The sequence below is a fragment of the Nostoc sp. genome (genome assembly GCF_036917575.1).
Lineage (GTDB): Bacteria > Cyanobacteriota > Cyanobacteriia > Cyanobacteriales > Nostocaceae > Nostoc.
This window is the reverse complement of record NZ_JBALDC010000104.1, coordinates 1-18,009: the sequence shown is the minus strand read 5'-3', so window position 1 is coordinate 18,009 and position 18,009 is coordinate 1. Positions and strand designations below refer to the sequence as shown.

Below are 18,009 nucleotides of genomic sequence, written 5' to 3'. Positions count from 1 at the left end.
TTGAAAAGCATACCTGCTATTTCGGCTTCTCTGTATAAAAATGAATTAGGCTAAAACCTTCTTTTTTTCTACTTTTTGCCTTTTTGAACTTTTGAGACCTAGGGCAGAGTAGCCCAACGCCGGAAGTCAACGATTAAACTTCTCTTTGCCCCTTCTTGATTATAATGACAATTTTTTACACTGAGTTGAGCTTACTAAAGTCTTTTAGCAAATCTGATTGTAACTTTACACTATTTTTACATATCAATAAACACAATGAAGATTCGGTAATAATGATTTTCACATTAAGCAAACTCTTGTAAAAAAGGATAGAGTACTTTCTGATATTGTATTATTAATATTATACACGCTCATGCAAAAATTATTTTTTAATTAAAGATCAAGTTGGCAAATTATAATAATTGCCAACAATTTTCATATTTAGCTAATAGTTAAGACAAGATTAAGTAAAAATTGAGAAATAAGCTATTACACGAATAATAAATCGATTAGCTGAATGTTTAAAAATATTTTTCATACATAAAGATGATCATATAATAATTAGCTCGACATACTACGAGCAGAAGTCACAACCCTTTAAGCTAGTAGCATTTTCCCAATATTATAGCTAAAGAGGCTTCTTTTTTGTATTTCTATACTCCCAGCATCAAGGCATTAATTTGTAGCCTCATCTAATATTTATATAAACACATATTAAAATAATGAATAATTTAAAAAATTGGATTTTCTAATGGAGCCGATACATAAAAAATGCAGATAAATAGCCAGACTTCAGAATATAAGAAAAATATTCCGTTAGATACCTTAACTTACATGATAGGTGCTGAAGTTTTACAGGGATCGAATGACACCCAAGTAGTTCGTCATCAGGATTTGTGCATTCATCAAATATTTGAGATGCAAGTAGAGCGATCGCCCCAAGCCATTGCAGTAGTATATGAAAATACACAACTTACTTATCAACAGTTAAATCAGCAGGCGAATCAACTAGCGCACCACCTACGTTCTTTAGGCGTTGGGCCAGAAGTACTTGTAGGTATATGCTTGGATCGCTCCTTAGAGATGATTATAGGACTACTGGGCATTCTTAAAGCTGGAGGCGCTTATGTGCCTTTAGATCCAGCATATCCCTTAGAACGTTTAGCTTTCATCTTGGAAGACACCCAGACACCAGTATTATTAACCCAAGAAAAATTGGTCAGGAACTTACCACCACATCAGGCACAAGTGGTTTGTCTGGACTTCAACTGGCAAGGAAATATTCAAAATAGTCAAGAAAATCCTGTAAATCAAACTACAGCGGATAACCTCATCTACGTAATCTACACATCTGGCTCTACAGGACAGCCTAAGGGTGTGATGATTCCTCACGGCGGTATCTGCAATCAACTCCACTGGAAGCAAACAACTTTTAAATTAACTCACACAGACAAAGTTTTACTAACTATTTCTTTTAGTTTCGACCCCTCAGTATGGCAGATATTCTGGCCATTATCCTTCGGGGGGCAATTGTTCATGGCTCGCCCTGGTGGACATCAAGATACAGCCTACCTTGTGAAGGTAATTACTGAGCAGCAAATCACAGTTCTGGCTTTAGTACCTTCCATACTGCGTGTCTTATTGGAAGAGAAGGGAATTGAAAATTGCCGATTCATTAGACACATAACCTGCGGCGGTGAAGCTTTACCTGGCGAACTTATAGAACGCTTCTTTGCCCAACTGAATTTGGATAATGTTTTATATAATTGTTATGGTCCGACAGAAGCTTCTATTGATACTACTTTCTGGAGTTGTCAACAGGGGACTAATTATGCTACAGCACCCATTGGTCGTCCGATTACCAATGCAGAGATTTACATTCTCGATGAAAATTTGCAGCCAGTGCCTGTTGGTGAATCAGGTGAACTGCACATTGGCGGTATTGGTCTAGCACGAGGCTATCTTAACCGTCCAGAATTGACTACAGAGAAGTTTATTTTCAACCCTTTTAGCTCTGAACCTGGGGCACGCCTTTACAAAACCGGGGACTTGGCACGTTATTTGAGCGATGGTAATATTGAGTTCCTTGGTCGCATTGACCATCAAGTAAAAATACGTGGCTTCCGAATTGAATTAGGAGAAATTGAAGCCATACTAGCTCAACATCCAGTACTAAAGCAGACTTTAGTCATAGCCAGAGAGGATGTACCAGGGGACAAGCGACTCGTGGCATATATTGTTGCCAGTTCAGAGCGAATTCCTAGTCAGACTGAATTGCGTCGCTTTTTGGAAACTCGGTTGCCTGAATATATGGTGCCTGGTTTCTTTGTATTTTTGGACACTTTGCCATTAAATCCTAACGGTAAAATAGACCGCCGCGCCTTACCTGCACCGGATACATCTGATATTAGGCTGTCAACTAACTTTGTTCCACCTCAAAATTCGACAGAAAAAGTCTTAGCTGACATTTGGGCGAAAGTTTTGTGTCTGGAACAAGTAGGCATCCACGATAATTTTTTTGAATTGGGAGGTCATTCACTGCTGGCCACTCAAGTAATGTCTAGGGTTCGCCAAGCTTTTCAAATAGAAATACCATTGCAACTATTATTTGAGAATCCCACGATCGCTACTTTAGCTCAAGCAATCGCCCAAAACCAAACTCCAGAAAATGATCCCCAAAATCAGACCATTCTCCAAATAGCCAACCGAGAATCAGCTTCTTTATCCTTTGCCCAGCAGCGAGTTTGGTTTCTGGAACAGTTGGAACCCAACAGCCGAGCGTATATTATCTCCAATGCACAGCGCTTAACAGGTAAGTTAAACGTGGGTGTATTGCAACAATCACTAGATGCGATCGTTGTCCATCATGAGGTATTGCGAACCAACTTTATCACATCAACTGATGGTAGCCCCATACAAGTAATTGGCACGCCTCGGTCAGTAGAACTCAATATCATTAAAGTAACAAAAGAGCAAGTAGAATTTTTCCTCAATCAAGAGGTGCAACGCCCTTTCAACTTAGAATCTGACTTGATGTTGCGAGCTACTTTGCTCCAAGTAGACGAACAGGAACATATACTCTTGTTAATGATGCACCACATCGCCTCAGATGGCTGGTCAATCGGCATTCTCTGGCAGCAGTTAACAGCACTCTATGAAGCCTTTTTGAGTAGTAAGCCTTCTCCCTTGGTAAAATTGCCCATTCAGTATGTCGATTTTGCTGTGTGGCAGCATCAATGGCTATCAGGTGAGGTACTTTCTAGCCAAATTAACTATTGGAAAACCCAGTTAGCAGGTGCTGATACTGTACTAGAATTGCCTACTGACCGACCACGGCCACCAGTGCAAACTTACCAAGGAGCAGCCCAATCTCTGATGCTACCACAGACTTTGAGTGCATCACTCACAGAACTCTCGCATCAGGAGGGTGTCACTCTATTCATGACATTACTGGCAGCCTTTGGGACAATACTGCACCGCTACACTGGGCAAGAAGACATTCTTATTGGTTCTCCTATTGCCGGCCGTAACCGCTCTGAGATTGAAGGGCTAATCGGATTTTTTATTAATACCGTTGTTTTACGGACTGATTTTACCAAGAACCCCAGTTTTCGTTCAGTTTTAAATCGAGTCCGCCAGATGGCATTAGCTGCTTATGCCCATCAAGATATGCCCTTCGAGAAACTGGTAGAAGAATTGCAACCAGAGCGAGATACCAGTCGTAACCCACTGTTTCAGGTGTGGTTTAATATGCTCAACTTAAGGGACATCCAACTGAAACTACCTGGAGTGGCTATAGAACCAGTCTCGATCCTAGAAATAGCTTCCAAGTTCGATTTAACCCTTTACGTTACAGAACAAAATCAAGGAATCCAACTTGATTTAGTTTACAACACCGATCTGTTTACTTCAGAACGGATGATGGAAATGCTTCATCAATTCCATCACTTGCTAAATCAAATTGTTGCAGCTCCAGAGAGGCAAATTAGTTTATATTCTCTGGTGACACCAGAAGCGCGACCTTTACTGCCAGAGCCAAGGGCGATTCTGCCAGAACCACAGTATGAGTTGACGACAACAATGTTTACCTCTTGGGTAAATCGTACCCCAGAACATTCATCACTTCGTCAAGGATTTCGCACTTGGAATTATGGGGAATTGGGCAAAATCGCTCAAACCTTAGCACGGGTTTTATTATCTCATGGAGTAGAGCGAGGAGATGTCGTAGCCGTATTTGGGACACAAAGCTTTGGGCTAATTGCCAGTATGCTTGGCGTACTCTTGAGTGGTGGTGTGCTACTCACCCTCGATCCAAAACTTCCTAGCCAACGCCAACGGCTGATGTTACAGGAAGCTAAAGCTAAATACATATTATATATTGATGGTCAGCGCCCAGAAGACGAAAATATATGGCAGTCTTTGACTAGCATCTGTGTCAACCCAGACACAGGAGAAGCCATAAATTCAATCAAAAAGAGCATTGAAGCAGTAAATCTACCTGAAATTGCTGCTAACGATGCAGCTTACATTTTCTTTACTTCCGGCACTACTGGTGTACCAAAAGGGGTGCTGGGGTGTCATAAAGGGTTGGCGCATTTTCTGAACTGGCAGCGACAGACCTTTGAAATTAATCAGCAAGACCGCGTTGCTCAATTAACTGGCCTTTCTTTTGATGTTGTTCTTAGAGATATTTTCTTACCTTTAACTAGTGGTGCAACCCTATGCTTGCCAAAAGAAGAAGATAACTTAGAACCGACTCGAATTCTGCATTATTTGGAAAATGAGCAAATTTCTGTACTTCACACAGTTCCTTCGCTGGCGCAATTATGGTTAGCCAATGTGCCGTCAGGAGTCTCTTTAGGTAACTTACGCTGGTTGTTCCTTGCTGGAGAACCTCTGAAGGAAACACTTGTACTTCGGTGGCGGGATGCTTTTCCAGAATCAGGTGAAATAGTTAATCTCTACGGGCCGACAGAAACAACTTTGGCAAAGTGTTATTACCGAGTACCTGTTGAGTGTAGCTCTGGTGTACAGCCAGTAGGATTACCTCTGCCTCAAACCCAAGCACTGGTTTTCACATCAAATCATCAACCGTGCGGTATTGGGGAACCGGGTGAGATTGTAATCAGAACTCCATTCCGCAGTTTGGGTTACATTAATGCTCAGGAAGAAAACCGTTCTCGGTTTGTCAAGAACCCTTTTCGGAACGATCAACAGGATTGGCTTTATTATACAGGCGATCGCGGATGCTATCGTCCAGATGGCTCTTTAGAAATTCTTGGTCGCCGAGATCATCAAGTCAAGATCCGAGGGATACGCATTGAGCCAGGGGAAATTGAAACGGTGTTAGCCCAACATCCAGATGTACTCCAGACTGTAGTCATTGCCCGTGAAGATGTTCCTGGCGATCAACGTTTGGTGGCTTACATTATACCGAATCAAGACTCAACAATTGCGATTACTGACATCCGGGGCTTCCTCTCGACAAAATTGCCACAATACATGCTACCTTCAGCTTTTGTCGTGCTGGACACCATGCCCTTAACAGCCAATGGCAAGGTAGACCGACGTGCCCTACCTGCACCAGACTTATCGAGGCAAGAGCCAGAAGGCACCTTTGTTGCTCCCCGCAATCAAGTGGAACACCAGTTAACACAGATTTGGGAACAAATTTTAAGTGTCCAGCCCATTGGCGTTAAGGATAACTTCTTCGAGCTAGGAGGGCATTCTATCCTAGCAGTAAAACTGTTTTGGCAAATTGAAAAGATATTTAATAAAAACCTGCCTCTTGCTATTCTTTTCCAGTCAGGGACTATAGAGGCTCTAGCCAAAATAATCTGCCAAGAAGAAGATAATTCAACAAAAAATTCAGCTTTAGTAAATACCTTAGACCAATCAAAATCTAGCTGGTCATCCCTGGTAGAAATTCAACCCAACGGTTCCAAGCCACCTTTCTTCTGTATTCACGGACTGGGTGGAGAAGTCTTATGTTTCCGCGAATTGGCATTGCATCTGGGGACAGAACAACCATTTTATGGATTACAACCACGGGGACTAGATGGAAAACACCCTCTCTATACCAGTATTGAAGATATGGCAGCGTACTACATTCAAGAAATTCAAACCCTTCAACCTCATGGCCCTTATTTTCTCGGAGGTTATTCATTTGGAGGTACAGTTGCCTTCGAGATGGCTCGACAATTCCATGAGCAAGGCGAACAAGTAGGCATTTTAGTTATGCTTGATAGTTGTCGTCCAGGATATACCTGGCAGGCGCCATTTCTCAAGCGAGTTTTTTTGCATTTAAATAATATTGTTCAAAAAGGGCCTAACTACCTTTGGCAAAAGCTTGTGAGATGGAGCTATTGGCGTAAGCAAGAACTGCAAAATACATATAACCGTTACTTGGAAGACGTACTTCATGTACCTGAAACTGACAAGCATTTAAAGGTTATAGATACTAACACTCAAGCCCTCACTGACTATATTTTTTCACCTTACCTTGGTCGAGCTATTCTTTTGCGGACAGAGGATCAAAATCGGGACGAAGCTATAGGCATAGAATACGATCCTCAATTTGGCTGGGACAAGGTAGTAGTTGGAGAATTAGATATCCATTACATCCCCGGATCTCACCTTGACATACTTAATGAACCCCATGTACAAGTGTTAGCCAAAAAATTGAGAAATTGCTTAACTCAGGCACAGTCTCAGTCTGCAAAGAATTAATTTGAACTTTTCTGTGAGTTCAGCTTCGGACAACTCAGCACTGCTGGGTCATTTTGCTATTTCTTGGTCTAAACTTGAAAGAATAATAGAAAAATTCTTGCTAGTAGTAACTAGGGTGAGATAATTATTCTGTGGAACTGGAATATTGGTAAAAATCCAATAACCAAAAGACCTGACCGATTTAATAATGCGATGAATATTGCTAGTGTCACAGATTGAACAGTGGGAATAATTGTGGCATTGAAAGCTCGAATGACTATCGTTTTTAGATTTTAAGTTGGTAAGCAATCTACAATCCACTGATGCTATACAGAAGATTTGGACGTACAGAATTACAGATGCCAGTGTTTTCCTGCGGTGGCATGAGATATCAGTTTAAGTGGGAAGATGTTCCCAATCATGAAATTCCTGCTGATAATCAGGCGAATCTGGAAGCGACTATTAGAAGGGCAGTCGAAGTTGGGATTAATCATATTGAAACTGCCCGTGGTTATGGCACTTCTGAAATGCAATTGGGGAAAATATTACCCAAGTTTCCCCGCGAAAAGTTGATTGTTCAGACCAAAATAAATCCAAAGGCAGATGCGAAAGAATTCCGGGAGACATTTGAACAATCCTTAAAAAATCTCCAGCTAGATTATGTTGACCTTTTAGGGTTACACGGCATTAATCATCCTGAGTCGTTAGATCACAGTATCCGTCCTGGCGGCTGTTTGGAAGTAGCGCAGCAGTTGCAAGCAGAAGGAAAAGTTAGATTTATTGGCTTTTCCACACACGGCTCAACAGACATAATTGTGGAGACAATTAATACCAATCAATTTGATTATGTGAACCTGCACTGGTATTACATTAATCAATGGAATTGGGCAGCAATTGAAGCAGCTAAACGCCACGATATGGGGGTGTTTATTATTAGCCCATCTGATAAAGGAGGTTTATTATATAAACCTCCACAAAAGTTAGTAAATCTTTGTGCCCCGTTGAGTCCAATGGTATTTAATGATTTGTTTTGTTTGAGTCATCAAGAGGTGCATACCCTGAGTTTGGGAGCAGCAAAACCACAAGATTTTGATGAACACTTGAAGATTTTAGAATTAATAGATCGAGCAGCAGAAATTTTGCCACCAATTTTAGCAAGGTTGGAAGAAGAAGCGATCGCTACTTTAGGAGAAGATTGGGTAAAATCTTGGGAAATAAATCTACCAAATTTTGACGAAACCCCTGGTGAAGTAAATATTCGGGTGATTTTGTGGCTGCGGAATTTAGCGATCGCCTATGATCTAATAGACTACGCTAAAATGCGCTACAACCTGCTTGGTAATGGCGGTCAGTGGTTCCCTGGCAACAAAGCCGATCGGCTAGACGAATTAGACTTGCGGCAATGTCTCGTCCATAATCCCTACGCCGATAAAATCCCCCAACTTCTGGAACAAGCTCATCAGTTGTTGGCGGGTGAAGCAGTCAAACGTCTATCTCGCACTTGATACAGCAGAATTCAGAATTAAGGAGTCAGAATTCAGAAGCAAAACAGGCTTCATGCCTGGCATTGAGACGAATCTTTGTGTACTTCACCTTCCTTGAAATCTGCTGTAAATTGCATAAATAGGGCATTGGCTATGGCGTATGGGAAATAGGAGACAATAATTATCAATGCCCAATGCCCTGTTTGCCCAATCTTAATCAGATTTTTTCGTATCTGCTGATTTAGATGCCTTCGGTACAACTAGCACCTTATCAACACGATTACCATCCATATCCATCACTTCAATTCGCATACTTTGCCATTCAAAATAATCTGCTGCGGTGGGAATACGACCTAAATGGGTGATCACAAAACCGCCTAATGTTTGATAACTGCCGCGTTCTTCAGATTCCCACTCTTCCATACCAAAAAGTTCCAAAAACTCCTCTACTGGTAACATTCCATCCAAAAGCCAGGAACCATCTTCGCGTTTTACAGCTTGTGGTTGATCCTGTCCATCCGTTGAAGGAACATCACCTACGATTTCACTCATGATGTCGTTGAGAGTGACTAATCCTTGAATCACGCCGTATTCATCTACTACTAGCGCCATGTGAGTGATGGTTTGCTTAAACAATTCCAAAACTTTCAAGCCACGGGTGCTTTCTGGCACAAATACAGGCTGTCGCAATCCAATTGTTAAATCTAGTGGTTCTCCTCGGAAACTCCTGGCTAATAAGTCAGTGACAGGGATAACACCCAGTACATTGTCAAGTCCTCCCTGACAAACTGGATAACGAGAATAGGCACTATCAACCATTTTTTGGCGATTTTCTTCGGCAGAGTCGTCTAAATCTAGCCAAACAATATCGGGACGGGGTGTCATTAAGTAGCTGACAGGGCGATCGCCTAAACGAAAGACTCGCTCTACCATATCCTGTTCAGCTTCCTCAAAGGTTCCTGCCTCAGTCCCTTGCTCGATTAAAATTTTAATTTCTTCTTCGGTGACTTGCGGCTCAGTAGAAGCTGTAATTCCCAGTACTCGCAGGATCAAATCTGTAGAAGCACTTAAAAGATATACCATTGGCGAAGCGATCGCCGATAAAGCACGCATTGGAATAGCTACATTCGATGCAATTCTTTCTGGGTTGTTTAATGCTAGACGCTTTGGTACTAATTCGCCAACAATGAGTGACAAGAAGGTAATGATCAAAACCACTATTCCAAAAGATATTGGTTCACTATAAGGTGCTAACAAAGGTACAAGTCGCACATAGACTGCTAGTCGGTTGGCAATTGTTGCTCCTCCAAAAGCACCAGTTAGGATACCGATCAGGGAAATACCCACTTGAACGGTTGACAGAAAATGATTTGGAGACTCCGCTAATTTCAATGCTGCCATTGCCTTGGGATCTCCTTGATTGGCAAGCTGCTGTAGTCTAACTTTCCGTGCCGAGACAATCGCCATCTCAGACATAGAAAACACGCCATTGGCAAGAATTAGCACCAAAATGATTAAAATTTCAAAAGTGATGGAGGACATGTTTAAAATTGCCGCTTATCAGAGCAAACGTAGCTCAATCCCTAGTATCTAGTATTAAAGGTGCTTCGATAAATACTTTGACTATACACAAAGTAGTAGTTAGAGTTCTGAAGTTTATTAGTCACTGGACATTATTCTTCCATTGAAGGAATAAGAAAGCTGTTAACACTTTTAAAATAGTTGACATAACCTGCCTTAAGATTTGCTGATCCACAAAGACTCCCATCGCTAGTAGTACTTATGTCATTTTCTTCTATTGTGCGTGCCTTAGCGCGATCGCCGCTCACCACTGAATTTCTTTCTAAGCTAAACCGACAACAAGAATTGCGGTTAAATGGCGTTCCTCGACTACCCAAGGGTTTGGTGGCTTCGGCATTGGCGCAGGCTACGGGCAAAGATTTGTTTGTAGTTTGCGCCACTCTGGAAGAAGCTGGACGCGTTTACGCACAACTGGAGGCAATGGGATGGCAAACAGTACATTTTTACCCGACCTCCGAGGCTTCTCCCTACGAACCTTTTGACCCGGAAACTGAAATGAGTTGGGGGCAAATGCAGGTATTGGCGGATTTGGGAATGGGGCATGGGGAAGAAAAACCTCCAAGTTCTAATTCTCAGTTACCTAAGATGGCGATTGTAGCTACTCAAGGAGCGCTGCAACCTCATTTACCACCACCAGAAGCTTTTGGGCAATTCTGCTTTACTCTGAAAAAGGGGATGGAATTAGACTTGAATAGCTTCAGTGAGAAAATAACTATTTTGGGGTACGAACGAGTACCTTTGGTGGAAATGGAAGGACAATGGAGCCGACGGGGCGATATTGTTGATGTGTTCCCTGTTTCTTCTGAGTTTCCAGTCAGGTTGGAATGGTTTGGCGATGAAATTGAGCAAATACGGGAGTTTGACCCAACAACCCAACGTTCCGCCCTTGATAAAGTTGACCAGTTAATTCTTACCCCCACTAGCTTTGCTCCCATCGTCATGGCGGCACTGAAAAATAGTCCTGAGTTTCAAGTGCTGAGTTCTGAGTTAAATTCCTCTTCAGCACTTAGCACTCAGCACTCATCACTGATTGAGGGGAGTCGTCGCTTTTTAGGGTTGGCTTTCGAGCAACCAGCATCTCTGCTAAACTACTTATCAGAAAATACCCTGATTGCCATTGATGAGCCAGAACAGTGTCATGCTCATAGCGATCGCTGGGTAGAAAATGCTGAGGAACAGTGGAGACTGGGGACTGGGGAAGAGTCTAACCAAGTACCGAAAATCCACCGTTCTTTTGATGAATGTCTGGCTGATGTTGCCAGATTTAAAACTTTATATTTATCGGAACTCTCAGAAGAAAATGATGGGATTAATCTTGCCAGCCGACCTGTTCCAGTCACGCCGCACCAGTTTGCTAAACTAGCCGAAACCATCCGCCAAGAACGCGATCGCAATTTCTCGATCTGGCTGCTTTCTGCTCAACCTTCACGTTCTGTGTCGCTATTGCAAGAACATGATTGTCCGGCTCAGTTTATCCCCAATCCCCACGACTATCAAGCGATAGATAAGCTCAAAATCAACCATACTCCCGTAGCCCTAAAATATTCTGGGCTTGCGGAATTAGAAGGTTTTATTCTGCCTACATACCGATTAGTAATCGTTACAGATCGGGAGTTCTTTGGGCAGCATTCCTTAACGACTCCCGGCTATATTCGCAAGCGCCACAAAGCTACTTCTAAACAAGTCGATCCCAATAAACTGCGTCCAGGTGATTATGTGGTTCACAGAAATCATGGTGTTGGCAAATTTGTCAAGCTAGAAAGTTTGACGATTAATAACGAAACCCGTGATTACTTGGTAGTGCAGTATGCTGATGGGTTACTCAGAGTTGCAGCCGATCAAGTAGGTGCTTTATCTCGGTTCCGTGCCGGTGGTGATAAAGCGCCGGAACTCAACAGGATGACTGGTAAAGCTTGGGAAAATACGAAGAATAAAGTCCGCAAAGCAATCAGAAAATTGGCGGTAGACTTGTTGAAACTGTATGCCGCGCGATCGCAACAACAAGGTTTTAGCTTTCCAAATGATATGCCTTGGCAAGAGGAATTAGAAGATTCTTTCCCCTACCAACCCACAACGGATCAGCTAAAAGCTGTACAAGATGTAAAACGCGACATGGAAAGCGATCGCCCGATGGATCGCTTAGTTTGTGGCGATGTCGGTTTTGGGAAGACGGAAGTGGCGATTCGTGCTATTTTCAAAGCAGTCATCGCCGGTAAACAAGTGGCACTCCTTGCGCCAACGACAATTTTAACACAGCAGCATTACCATACACTCAAAGAACGTTTTGCACCTTACCCGGTAAATGTCGGTTTACTCAACCGTTTTCGTTCGGCTGAAGAACGCCGTGATATTCAAAAGCGATTGGCAACAGGTGAATTAGATGTAGTAATTGGTACGCAGCAACTTTTAAGTAAAGGTGTGATATTCCGCGATTTAGGACTGTTGGTAGTAGATGAAGAACAGCGATTTGGGGTAAACCAGAAAGAGAAAATTAAAAGCCTGAAAACTCAGGTAGACGTGCTGACTCTCTCCGCCACTCCCATTCCCCGAACTTTGTATATGTCCTTGTCGGGAATTCGGGAAATGAGTTTGATTACTACACCACCCCCAACCAGACGACCGATTAAAACGCATCTCTCACCGATTAATTCCGAAAGTATCCGCACTGCCATTCGTCAAGAATTAGACAGAGGCGGACAAGTTTTTTATGTAGTTCCACGAGTAGACGGTATTGAAGAGACAACAGCCAATTTGCGAGAAGTGATACCAGGAGCGAGATTTGCGATCGCTCACGGTCAAATGGATGAAAGCGAGTTAGAATCAACCATGCTCACTTTCAGTAATGGTGATGCAGATATTCTTGTTTGCACGACAATTATTGAATCTGGCTTAGATATTCCGCGAGTCAACACGATTTTGATTGAAGATGCTCACCGCTTTGGATTGGCACAGCTGTATCAATTACGCGGTCGTGTGGGACGTGCAGGTATCCAAGCTCATGCTTGGTTATTTTATCCAAAGCAACGGGCATTATCTGATGCAGCACGGCAACGATTACGAGCGATTCAGGAATTTACTCAGTTAGGTTCTGGATATCAGCTAGCAATGCGCGATATGGAAATTAGAGGCGTGGGTAACTTGCTGGGTGCAGAACAATCCGGTCAAATGGATACTATCGGTTTCGATTTATACATGGAAATGTTGGAAGAAGCAATTCGGGAAATTAGAGGACAAGAAATTCCGAAAGTGGAGGATACTCAGATTGACCTTAACCTGACAGCATTTATCCCAGCAGATTACATTACCGATTTGGATCAAAAGATGAGTGCTTATCGGGCGGTGGCGACAGCCAAATCTAAATCAGAATTAAGGCAGATTGCAGCCGAATGGAGCGATCGCTATGGGACTTTACCTGTCCCTGCAAATCAACTTTTGCGAGTCATGGAACTTAAACAGTTAGCGAAAAAACTCGGATTTAGCCGGATTAAACCAGAAAACAAGCAGCACGTTGTTTTAGAAACGCCGATGGAAGAACCCGCTTGGAATTTGTTAGCGGCGGATTTACCAGACAATCTGAAGACGCGCTTTGTGTATTCTCCAGGTAAAGTTACAGTGCGCGGTTTAGGAGTTTTTAAAGCAGATCAACAATTGCAAAATTTGATTGATGCTTTCGGGAGAATGCAAGGTGCGATTCTAGAGGCGGCTGTTGTTTAATTGGGAGAAAAAGATTATTCATCAAATGAAAACCTATATTATTTTCAGCCGATGGGAATTCTAGGCCCAGTTCTTTGAGTCTAGTTAGTAAAATTAAATGAAACACCAATTCAAGTTCAACTCATGATAAAAACTATCGAAGGCATTTATCAAGATGGAGAAATTCACCTTGCTTAGTTACCACCAGATGTTAGCGATCGCTCCTTTTATCATGCGTTAGTTTAAATTCCAGTTACTAAGGAGTTACAGAAATGACAGGTAAATTAGAAGGAAAAGTCGCAATTATCACTGGCGCATCAGCTGGAATTGGAGAAGCAACTGCGATCGCTTTGGCTTCAGTTGGAGCAACAGTTGTACTCGCTGCTAGGCGTGGCGATCGCATTCAGGCATTAGCAGAACGCATAGAAGCTAGTGGTGGCAAGGCATTGCCTATTGTCACTGATGTAACTGATGAAACTCAGGTAAATAACTTGGTGGCAAAGGCCAATGCAGAATTGGGAAGAGTCGATATCCTTGTGAATAATGCCGGGATTGCCTTATTAGGAACTATCGAAGCTGGAAATAGCTCAGATTGGCGGCGATCGTTTGACCTCAACGTATTAGGACTTTTATATGCTACTCATGCTGTTTTGCCTCTGTTGAAGGCGCAAAAATCGGGGCATATAGTCAATATTTCCTCAGTAGCAGGCCGGACAGCACGGGCGGGCGTTGGTGTTTACAATGCTACCAAATGGGGTGTAAATGCCCTCTCGGAAGCATTGCGCCAAGAAGTCCATAAAGACAACATCCGCGTCACGATAATCGAACCTGGTTTGGTGGATACGGAAATTGACAACCAAATTACCGATCCCGTTGCCAAACAACGGATTCAAGAACGACGCAATTCAATTCAACCTCTGCAAAGCGAAGATATTGCAGCTGCGATCGTTTACGCTCTGACGCAACCACCGCACGTTAATGTCAACGAAATCCTCATCCGACCAACGGGACAAGAACATTAAAAGAAGGCAACAGACAGATGTAAAGGGATTGCCTTGCTGCATCTAAATTTATCAATTGCGAATTGCGAATTGGTATAAATTTCTATTATCCCCCTGTCACCTCCAAGTTAAACCCAGTAATATAGCTTGCCTCTTCGCTCATCAAAAATGCTACTCCATTTGCTACCTCTGACAAACTTCCTAAACGCCGCATTGGTACTGAATTAATCATCTGTTGCTCAACCACCTTGGGATCGGCATCAAAGTATTGTGACCCCACTGCTGCTTGTAATTCGGTTTGCCGCGTCCACATAAAACCAGGGCCGATCAACGCCGGAGAGAGTGCATTTACCCGGATACCGTAGGGAGCTAAGTCTTTTGCTGCTGTCTGAGTAATCCCAATCACCGCAAACTTAGAAGCGGCATAAGCCAACATATTTGGTGGCCCAACCACCCCTGCGTAACTCGCCATGTTGACGATCGCGCCTCCACCTGTATCGCGTAATTGTTGTGCAGCCGCCTTGAGAATGTGGAAAACGCCGACAACGTTAATGTCGATCACCTTTTGAAAGTCGTCTTCAGGATATTCGTCAGTTTTGGTAAATACTCCTTGATAACCTGCATTATTAAATACATAGTCAATTCGCCCAAGCTGCTCTACAGCGCCAGTAAAAGCTTTGGTAACATCATCACTAGCTGTAACATCACAGCGAAACGTACCAACTGGAACGTCGTAACCTTTTAGTTCCTCAGCCACATCTGCCATTTTCGGTTCATTCAAATCTAGCAAGGCTATTCCTGCACCATTAGCAGCAAAACGGTGTGCAGTTGCCTTGCCAATATCTCCCGCACCGCCAGTAATTAGGATCGTCTTACCTGCAAACTGATAAGTTGCTTTTGCCGTCATAGATTCAACCTCTTATTGAAGAATTGTTGCAAATGACCGTGATGAAAATCAGATTGATATGATTTCTATTATTGAGCTTTGCCCAAAATTAGAGCATAAAATCAAAAACTTATTTTGTTCAGTTTTTTAATTTAAAGGAGTTGTTATGCGATGCGTATTCGCCGCTTCACTGAAGTACTAGCTGCATTTATGGCTGGAGTGATGCTGGCGCAACTGCTATATGCTTGCTCACCGCGAACGCAAGCCGCCGAGAAAACTAGACTGACGATCGCCACAGTTAATAATGGTGAGATGGTGGTGATGCAAGGGCTTTCTCGCAAATTTGAGTCAGCTAATCCCGATATTCAACTCTCTACATCAAAATTGCAGGTGGCGAAACCATAGTTGTGCAAACAGACGGAGATAATCTAGCCAAAATGCATGATTACGTTCCGATTTACATTAACGGTGAGCTTTGCCATCTGTTTGATCGCGACGGTGAAGCCATTTCCAAAGTTCATCGTCACCACCTAACCCAAAATGAATCCCATGAACAGCAATATCAGCACAGATTCAACAATCAAGCTGAATGAAGCATCTCTGTCCCATTTAGGAAATAATGTTCGCGTACCCAATTACGATCGCCATCAAATTACCAACGGTATTGTCCATATCGGTGTTGGTGGGTTCCATCGCGCACATCAGGCGTTATACCTGGATAATTATTTTCATCAAAATCCTGGTAGTGAATGGCGAATCTGCGGGGTTGGGCTACTGGAATTTGACAAGCGGATGCGGGATGCACTGAATTCACAAGATTGTTTATATACCTTAGTTGAAAGATTCCCAGAAGGCGATCGCCTATGCCGTTACCCAACCGCCTCACGTCAACGTGAATGAAATTTTGATCCGACCAACGCAACAGGAATAGGAGGGACAAAATTGACTGATATCGTAGTTGGCTTAGACTTGGGTACAGGAGGAGTACGAGCGATCGCAGTTGACCTACAAGGGCAAATTATCGCTCAAGCAACCAGAAGCTATCCCCTGTTAACTCCACAACCCGGTTGGACAGAACAAAATTCATCGGATTGGGTCGAAGCCAGTTTAGCTGCTCTGTTGAATGTGAGTCAACAGCTAGAGGGATACCGAGCAATTGCCCTCGGTTTGTCTGGACAAATGCATGGTATGGTTCCTCTTGATGCCCAAGGCAAAGCAATTAGACCAGCAATTTTGTGGAATGACCAACGCACGGGTAAAGCTGTTGCTGAAATTGAAGCTACTATTCCTCGTCAGGAATTAATTCAGCACACCGGAAATCCAGCAATTACGGGTTTTCAACTGCCGAAGCTGTTATGGTTGCGGAGTGAAGAACCACAAGCATATACTCGGTTGTGGCAAATTCTTTTACCCAAAGATTATCTGGGATATGTGCTAACGGGCGAAATATTTACAGAACCATCTGATGCGTCTGGTGTTGGCTGTCTGAACTTAGCAAATCAGCAATGGGATAGAGATATTCTCCATGCTCTTGATATCAACCCGGCGTTGTTCCCTCCGGTAATTAAATCTACCGCGATCGCTGGACGGTTGAAAGCAGAAATAGCCGCCCGTGTGGGATTCCCAGCCGGATTACCTGTGGTTGCAGGCGGAGGTGACAATGCCGCAGCAGCCATCGGTTTGGGTATTTCATCAAGCAACCTCAACCGGGGTAGTTTGAGTATTGGCACATCGGGAGTTATTTTTGCACCGTGCGATCGCCCAATTCCCGATCCTGAAGGTCGGGTGCATTTGTTCTCTCATGTGGATGGTGGCTATCATCTACTGGGAGTGACGCTGGCGGCTGGTGGTTCTCTGCGTTGGTATCGAGATACATTTGCACCGCATATATCCTACACTGCTCTAATGGATATGGCAGAGCGATCGCAGCCCGGTGCGCGTGGTGTTGTATTTCTACCCCACCTCGCAGGAGAACGCAGTCCTCACCTCGATCCAGATACTCGCGGTGCTTTTGTGAATATGTCATTAGCTCATACCCAGGCAGATATAACTCGCGCCGTACTGGAGGGGGTTGCATTTAGCTTGCGGTCAGCATTAGAGGTAATTAGTGCGATCGCTCCCATCGATCAACTCTTAGCAACGGGTGGAGGCGCACGTTCTAACACCTGGTTACAAATTTTGGCAGATATTCTGCAAACAAAACTCATTGCTCCCAAAGCTGAAGAAGGAGCCGCTTACGGAGCAGCTATTTTGGCAATGGTGGGGATTGGTGTTTACCGAAATTTAGAGACTGCATTCAAGATTTTACCGCAGGATAGTAATGTCGTACAGCCACAGGCAAATCTTTTGTATGAAGCAGGGTTTGGGCGCTACAAGCTACTTTACGATGCCTTGAAAGCTGTTCGTTGAGAATTAAATTATCTTTCTGTGCAAAAATCCCAAAAGCCTCTTTCCCCCTGCTCCCTGCCCCCTACGATCTAAATGATAAGTCTTTACCCGGACATGATATAGCAGGAGGCAGGAGGCAGAGGGCAGGAGGCAAGAGGTAAAACTATTGCTAACTCTCTTCTTTCACCCCATCCTTATGTCCTAACCTATGTGACTACGGCTATATCCCTCTTCTGTCACTTTCCGGAATAAGCAAGTAGTTTAGGAGCTAAATCATCCAGAAGCATAA

At 43.3% G+C, this 18,009-nt stretch carries 10 protein-coding genes; 8 read left to right on the top strand and 2 right to left on the bottom strand.

What is annotated here, in order from left to right; genetic code table 11:
* The first annotated feature begins 750 nt into the window (after window positions 1-750).
* Entirely contained in the window at window positions 751-6,708 is a 5,958-nt protein-coding gene (locus V7K79_RS29120) for an amino acid adenylation domain-containing protein (protein WP_335052934.1), read from the top strand.
* Window positions 6,709-7,010: 302 nt separating this feature from the next.
* Window positions 7,011-8,192 carry an aldo/keto reductase gene (locus V7K79_RS29115; RefSeq protein WP_335052932.1) on the top strand — a complete coding sequence of 394 codons (1,182 nt, stop codon included), beginning with the start codon at window positions 7,011-7,013 and terminating at the stop codon, window positions 8,190-8,192.
* 192 nt (window positions 8,193-8,384) lie between these two features.
* On the opposite strand, the gene V7K79_RS29110 is transcribed toward V7K79_RS29115, so the two are convergent.
* Window positions 8,385-9,713 carry a hemolysin family protein gene (locus V7K79_RS29110; RefSeq protein WP_335052930.1) on the bottom strand — a complete coding sequence of 443 codons (1,329 nt, stop codon included), beginning with the start codon at window positions 9,711-9,713 and terminating at the stop codon, window positions 8,385-8,387.
* Window positions 9,714-9,953: 240 nt separating this feature from the next.
* Here V7K79_RS29110 and mfd point away from each other — a divergent pair, with 240 nt between their 5' ends.
* Window positions 9,954-13,466, top strand: a complete 3,513-nt coding sequence (mfd, locus tag V7K79_RS29105) for a transcription-repair coupling factor (protein WP_335052928.1) — start codon at window positions 9,954-9,956, stop codon at window positions 13,464-13,466.
* A 251-nt stretch (window positions 13,467-13,717) separates the two neighbouring features.
* Entirely contained in the window at window positions 13,718-14,467 is a 750-nt protein-coding gene (locus V7K79_RS29100) for an SDR family NAD(P)-dependent oxidoreductase (RefSeq protein WP_335052926.1), read from the top strand.
* Between the two features lie 85 nt (window positions 14,468-14,552).
* Here the strand turns inward: V7K79_RS29100 and V7K79_RS29095 are convergent, their stop codons facing one another.
* Entirely contained in the window at window positions 14,553-15,353 is an 801-nt protein-coding gene (locus tag V7K79_RS29095) for an SDR family NAD(P)-dependent oxidoreductase (RefSeq protein WP_335052924.1), read from the bottom strand.
* Between the two features lie 150 nt (window positions 15,354-15,503).
* On the opposite strand from V7K79_RS29095, the gene V7K79_RS29090 reads away from it, so the two are divergent.
* Genes V7K79_RS29090 through xylB form a run of 4 tightly spaced genes read left to right on the top strand, consistent with a single transcriptional unit; the run spans window position 15,504 to window position 17,741 of the window.
* A complete protein-coding gene (locus V7K79_RS29090; RefSeq protein ID WP_335052922.1) occupies window positions 15,504-15,737 on the top strand; it encodes a hypothetical protein in 234 nt (77 codons plus the stop codon).
* Window positions 15,738-15,769: 32 nt separating this feature from the next.
* Window positions 15,770-15,925: a hypothetical protein gene (locus V7K79_RS29085; protein ID WP_335052920.1), complete on the top strand. Its 156-nt coding sequence runs from the start codon at window positions 15,770-15,772 to the stop codon at window positions 15,923-15,925.
* Window positions 15,882-16,232, top strand: a complete 351-nt coding sequence (locus tag V7K79_RS29080; RefSeq protein WP_335052918.1) for a hypothetical protein — start codon at window positions 15,882-15,884, stop codon at window positions 16,230-16,232. Before V7K79_RS29085 ends, V7K79_RS29080 begins: the two co-directional genes overlap by 44 nt.
* A 42-nt stretch (window positions 16,233-16,274) precedes the next feature.
* Window positions 16,275-17,741, top strand: a complete 1,467-nt coding sequence (gene xylB, locus V7K79_RS29075; protein ID WP_335052916.1) for a xylulokinase — start codon at window positions 16,275-16,277, stop codon at window positions 17,739-17,741.
* The last annotated feature ends 268 nt before the right edge of the window (window positions 17,742-18,009 follow it).

Coding starts and splice junctions, on each gene's coding strand:
- V7K79_RS29120 (WP_335052934.1), top strand. CDS start 751: ATGCAGATAAATAGCCAGACTTCAGAATATAAGAAAAATATTCCGTTA.
- V7K79_RS29115 (WP_335052932.1), top strand. CDS start 7,011: ATGCTATACAGAAGATTTGGACGTACAGAATTACAGATGCCAGTGTTT.
- V7K79_RS29110 (WP_335052930.1), bottom strand. CDS start 9,713: ATGTCCTCCATCACTTTTGAAATTTTAATCATTTTGGTGCTAATTCTT.
- mfd (WP_335052928.1), top strand. CDS start 9,954: ATGTCATTTTCTTCTATTGTGCGTGCCTTAGCGCGATCGCCGCTCACC.
- V7K79_RS29100 (WP_335052926.1), top strand. CDS start 13,718: ATGACAGGTAAATTAGAAGGAAAAGTCGCAATTATCACTGGCGCATCA.
- V7K79_RS29095 (WP_335052924.1), bottom strand. CDS start 15,353: ATGACGGCAAAAGCAACTTATCAGTTTGCAGGTAAGACGATCCTAATT.
- V7K79_RS29090 (WP_335052922.1), top strand. CDS start 15,504: ATGCGTATTCGCCGCTTCACTGAAGTACTAGCTGCATTTATGGCTGGA.
- V7K79_RS29085 (WP_335052920.1), top strand. CDS start 15,770: ATGCATGATTACGTTCCGATTTACATTAACGGTGAGCTTTGCCATCTG.
- V7K79_RS29080 (WP_335052918.1), top strand. CDS start 15,882: ATGAACAGCAATATCAGCACAGATTCAACAATCAAGCTGAATGAAGCA.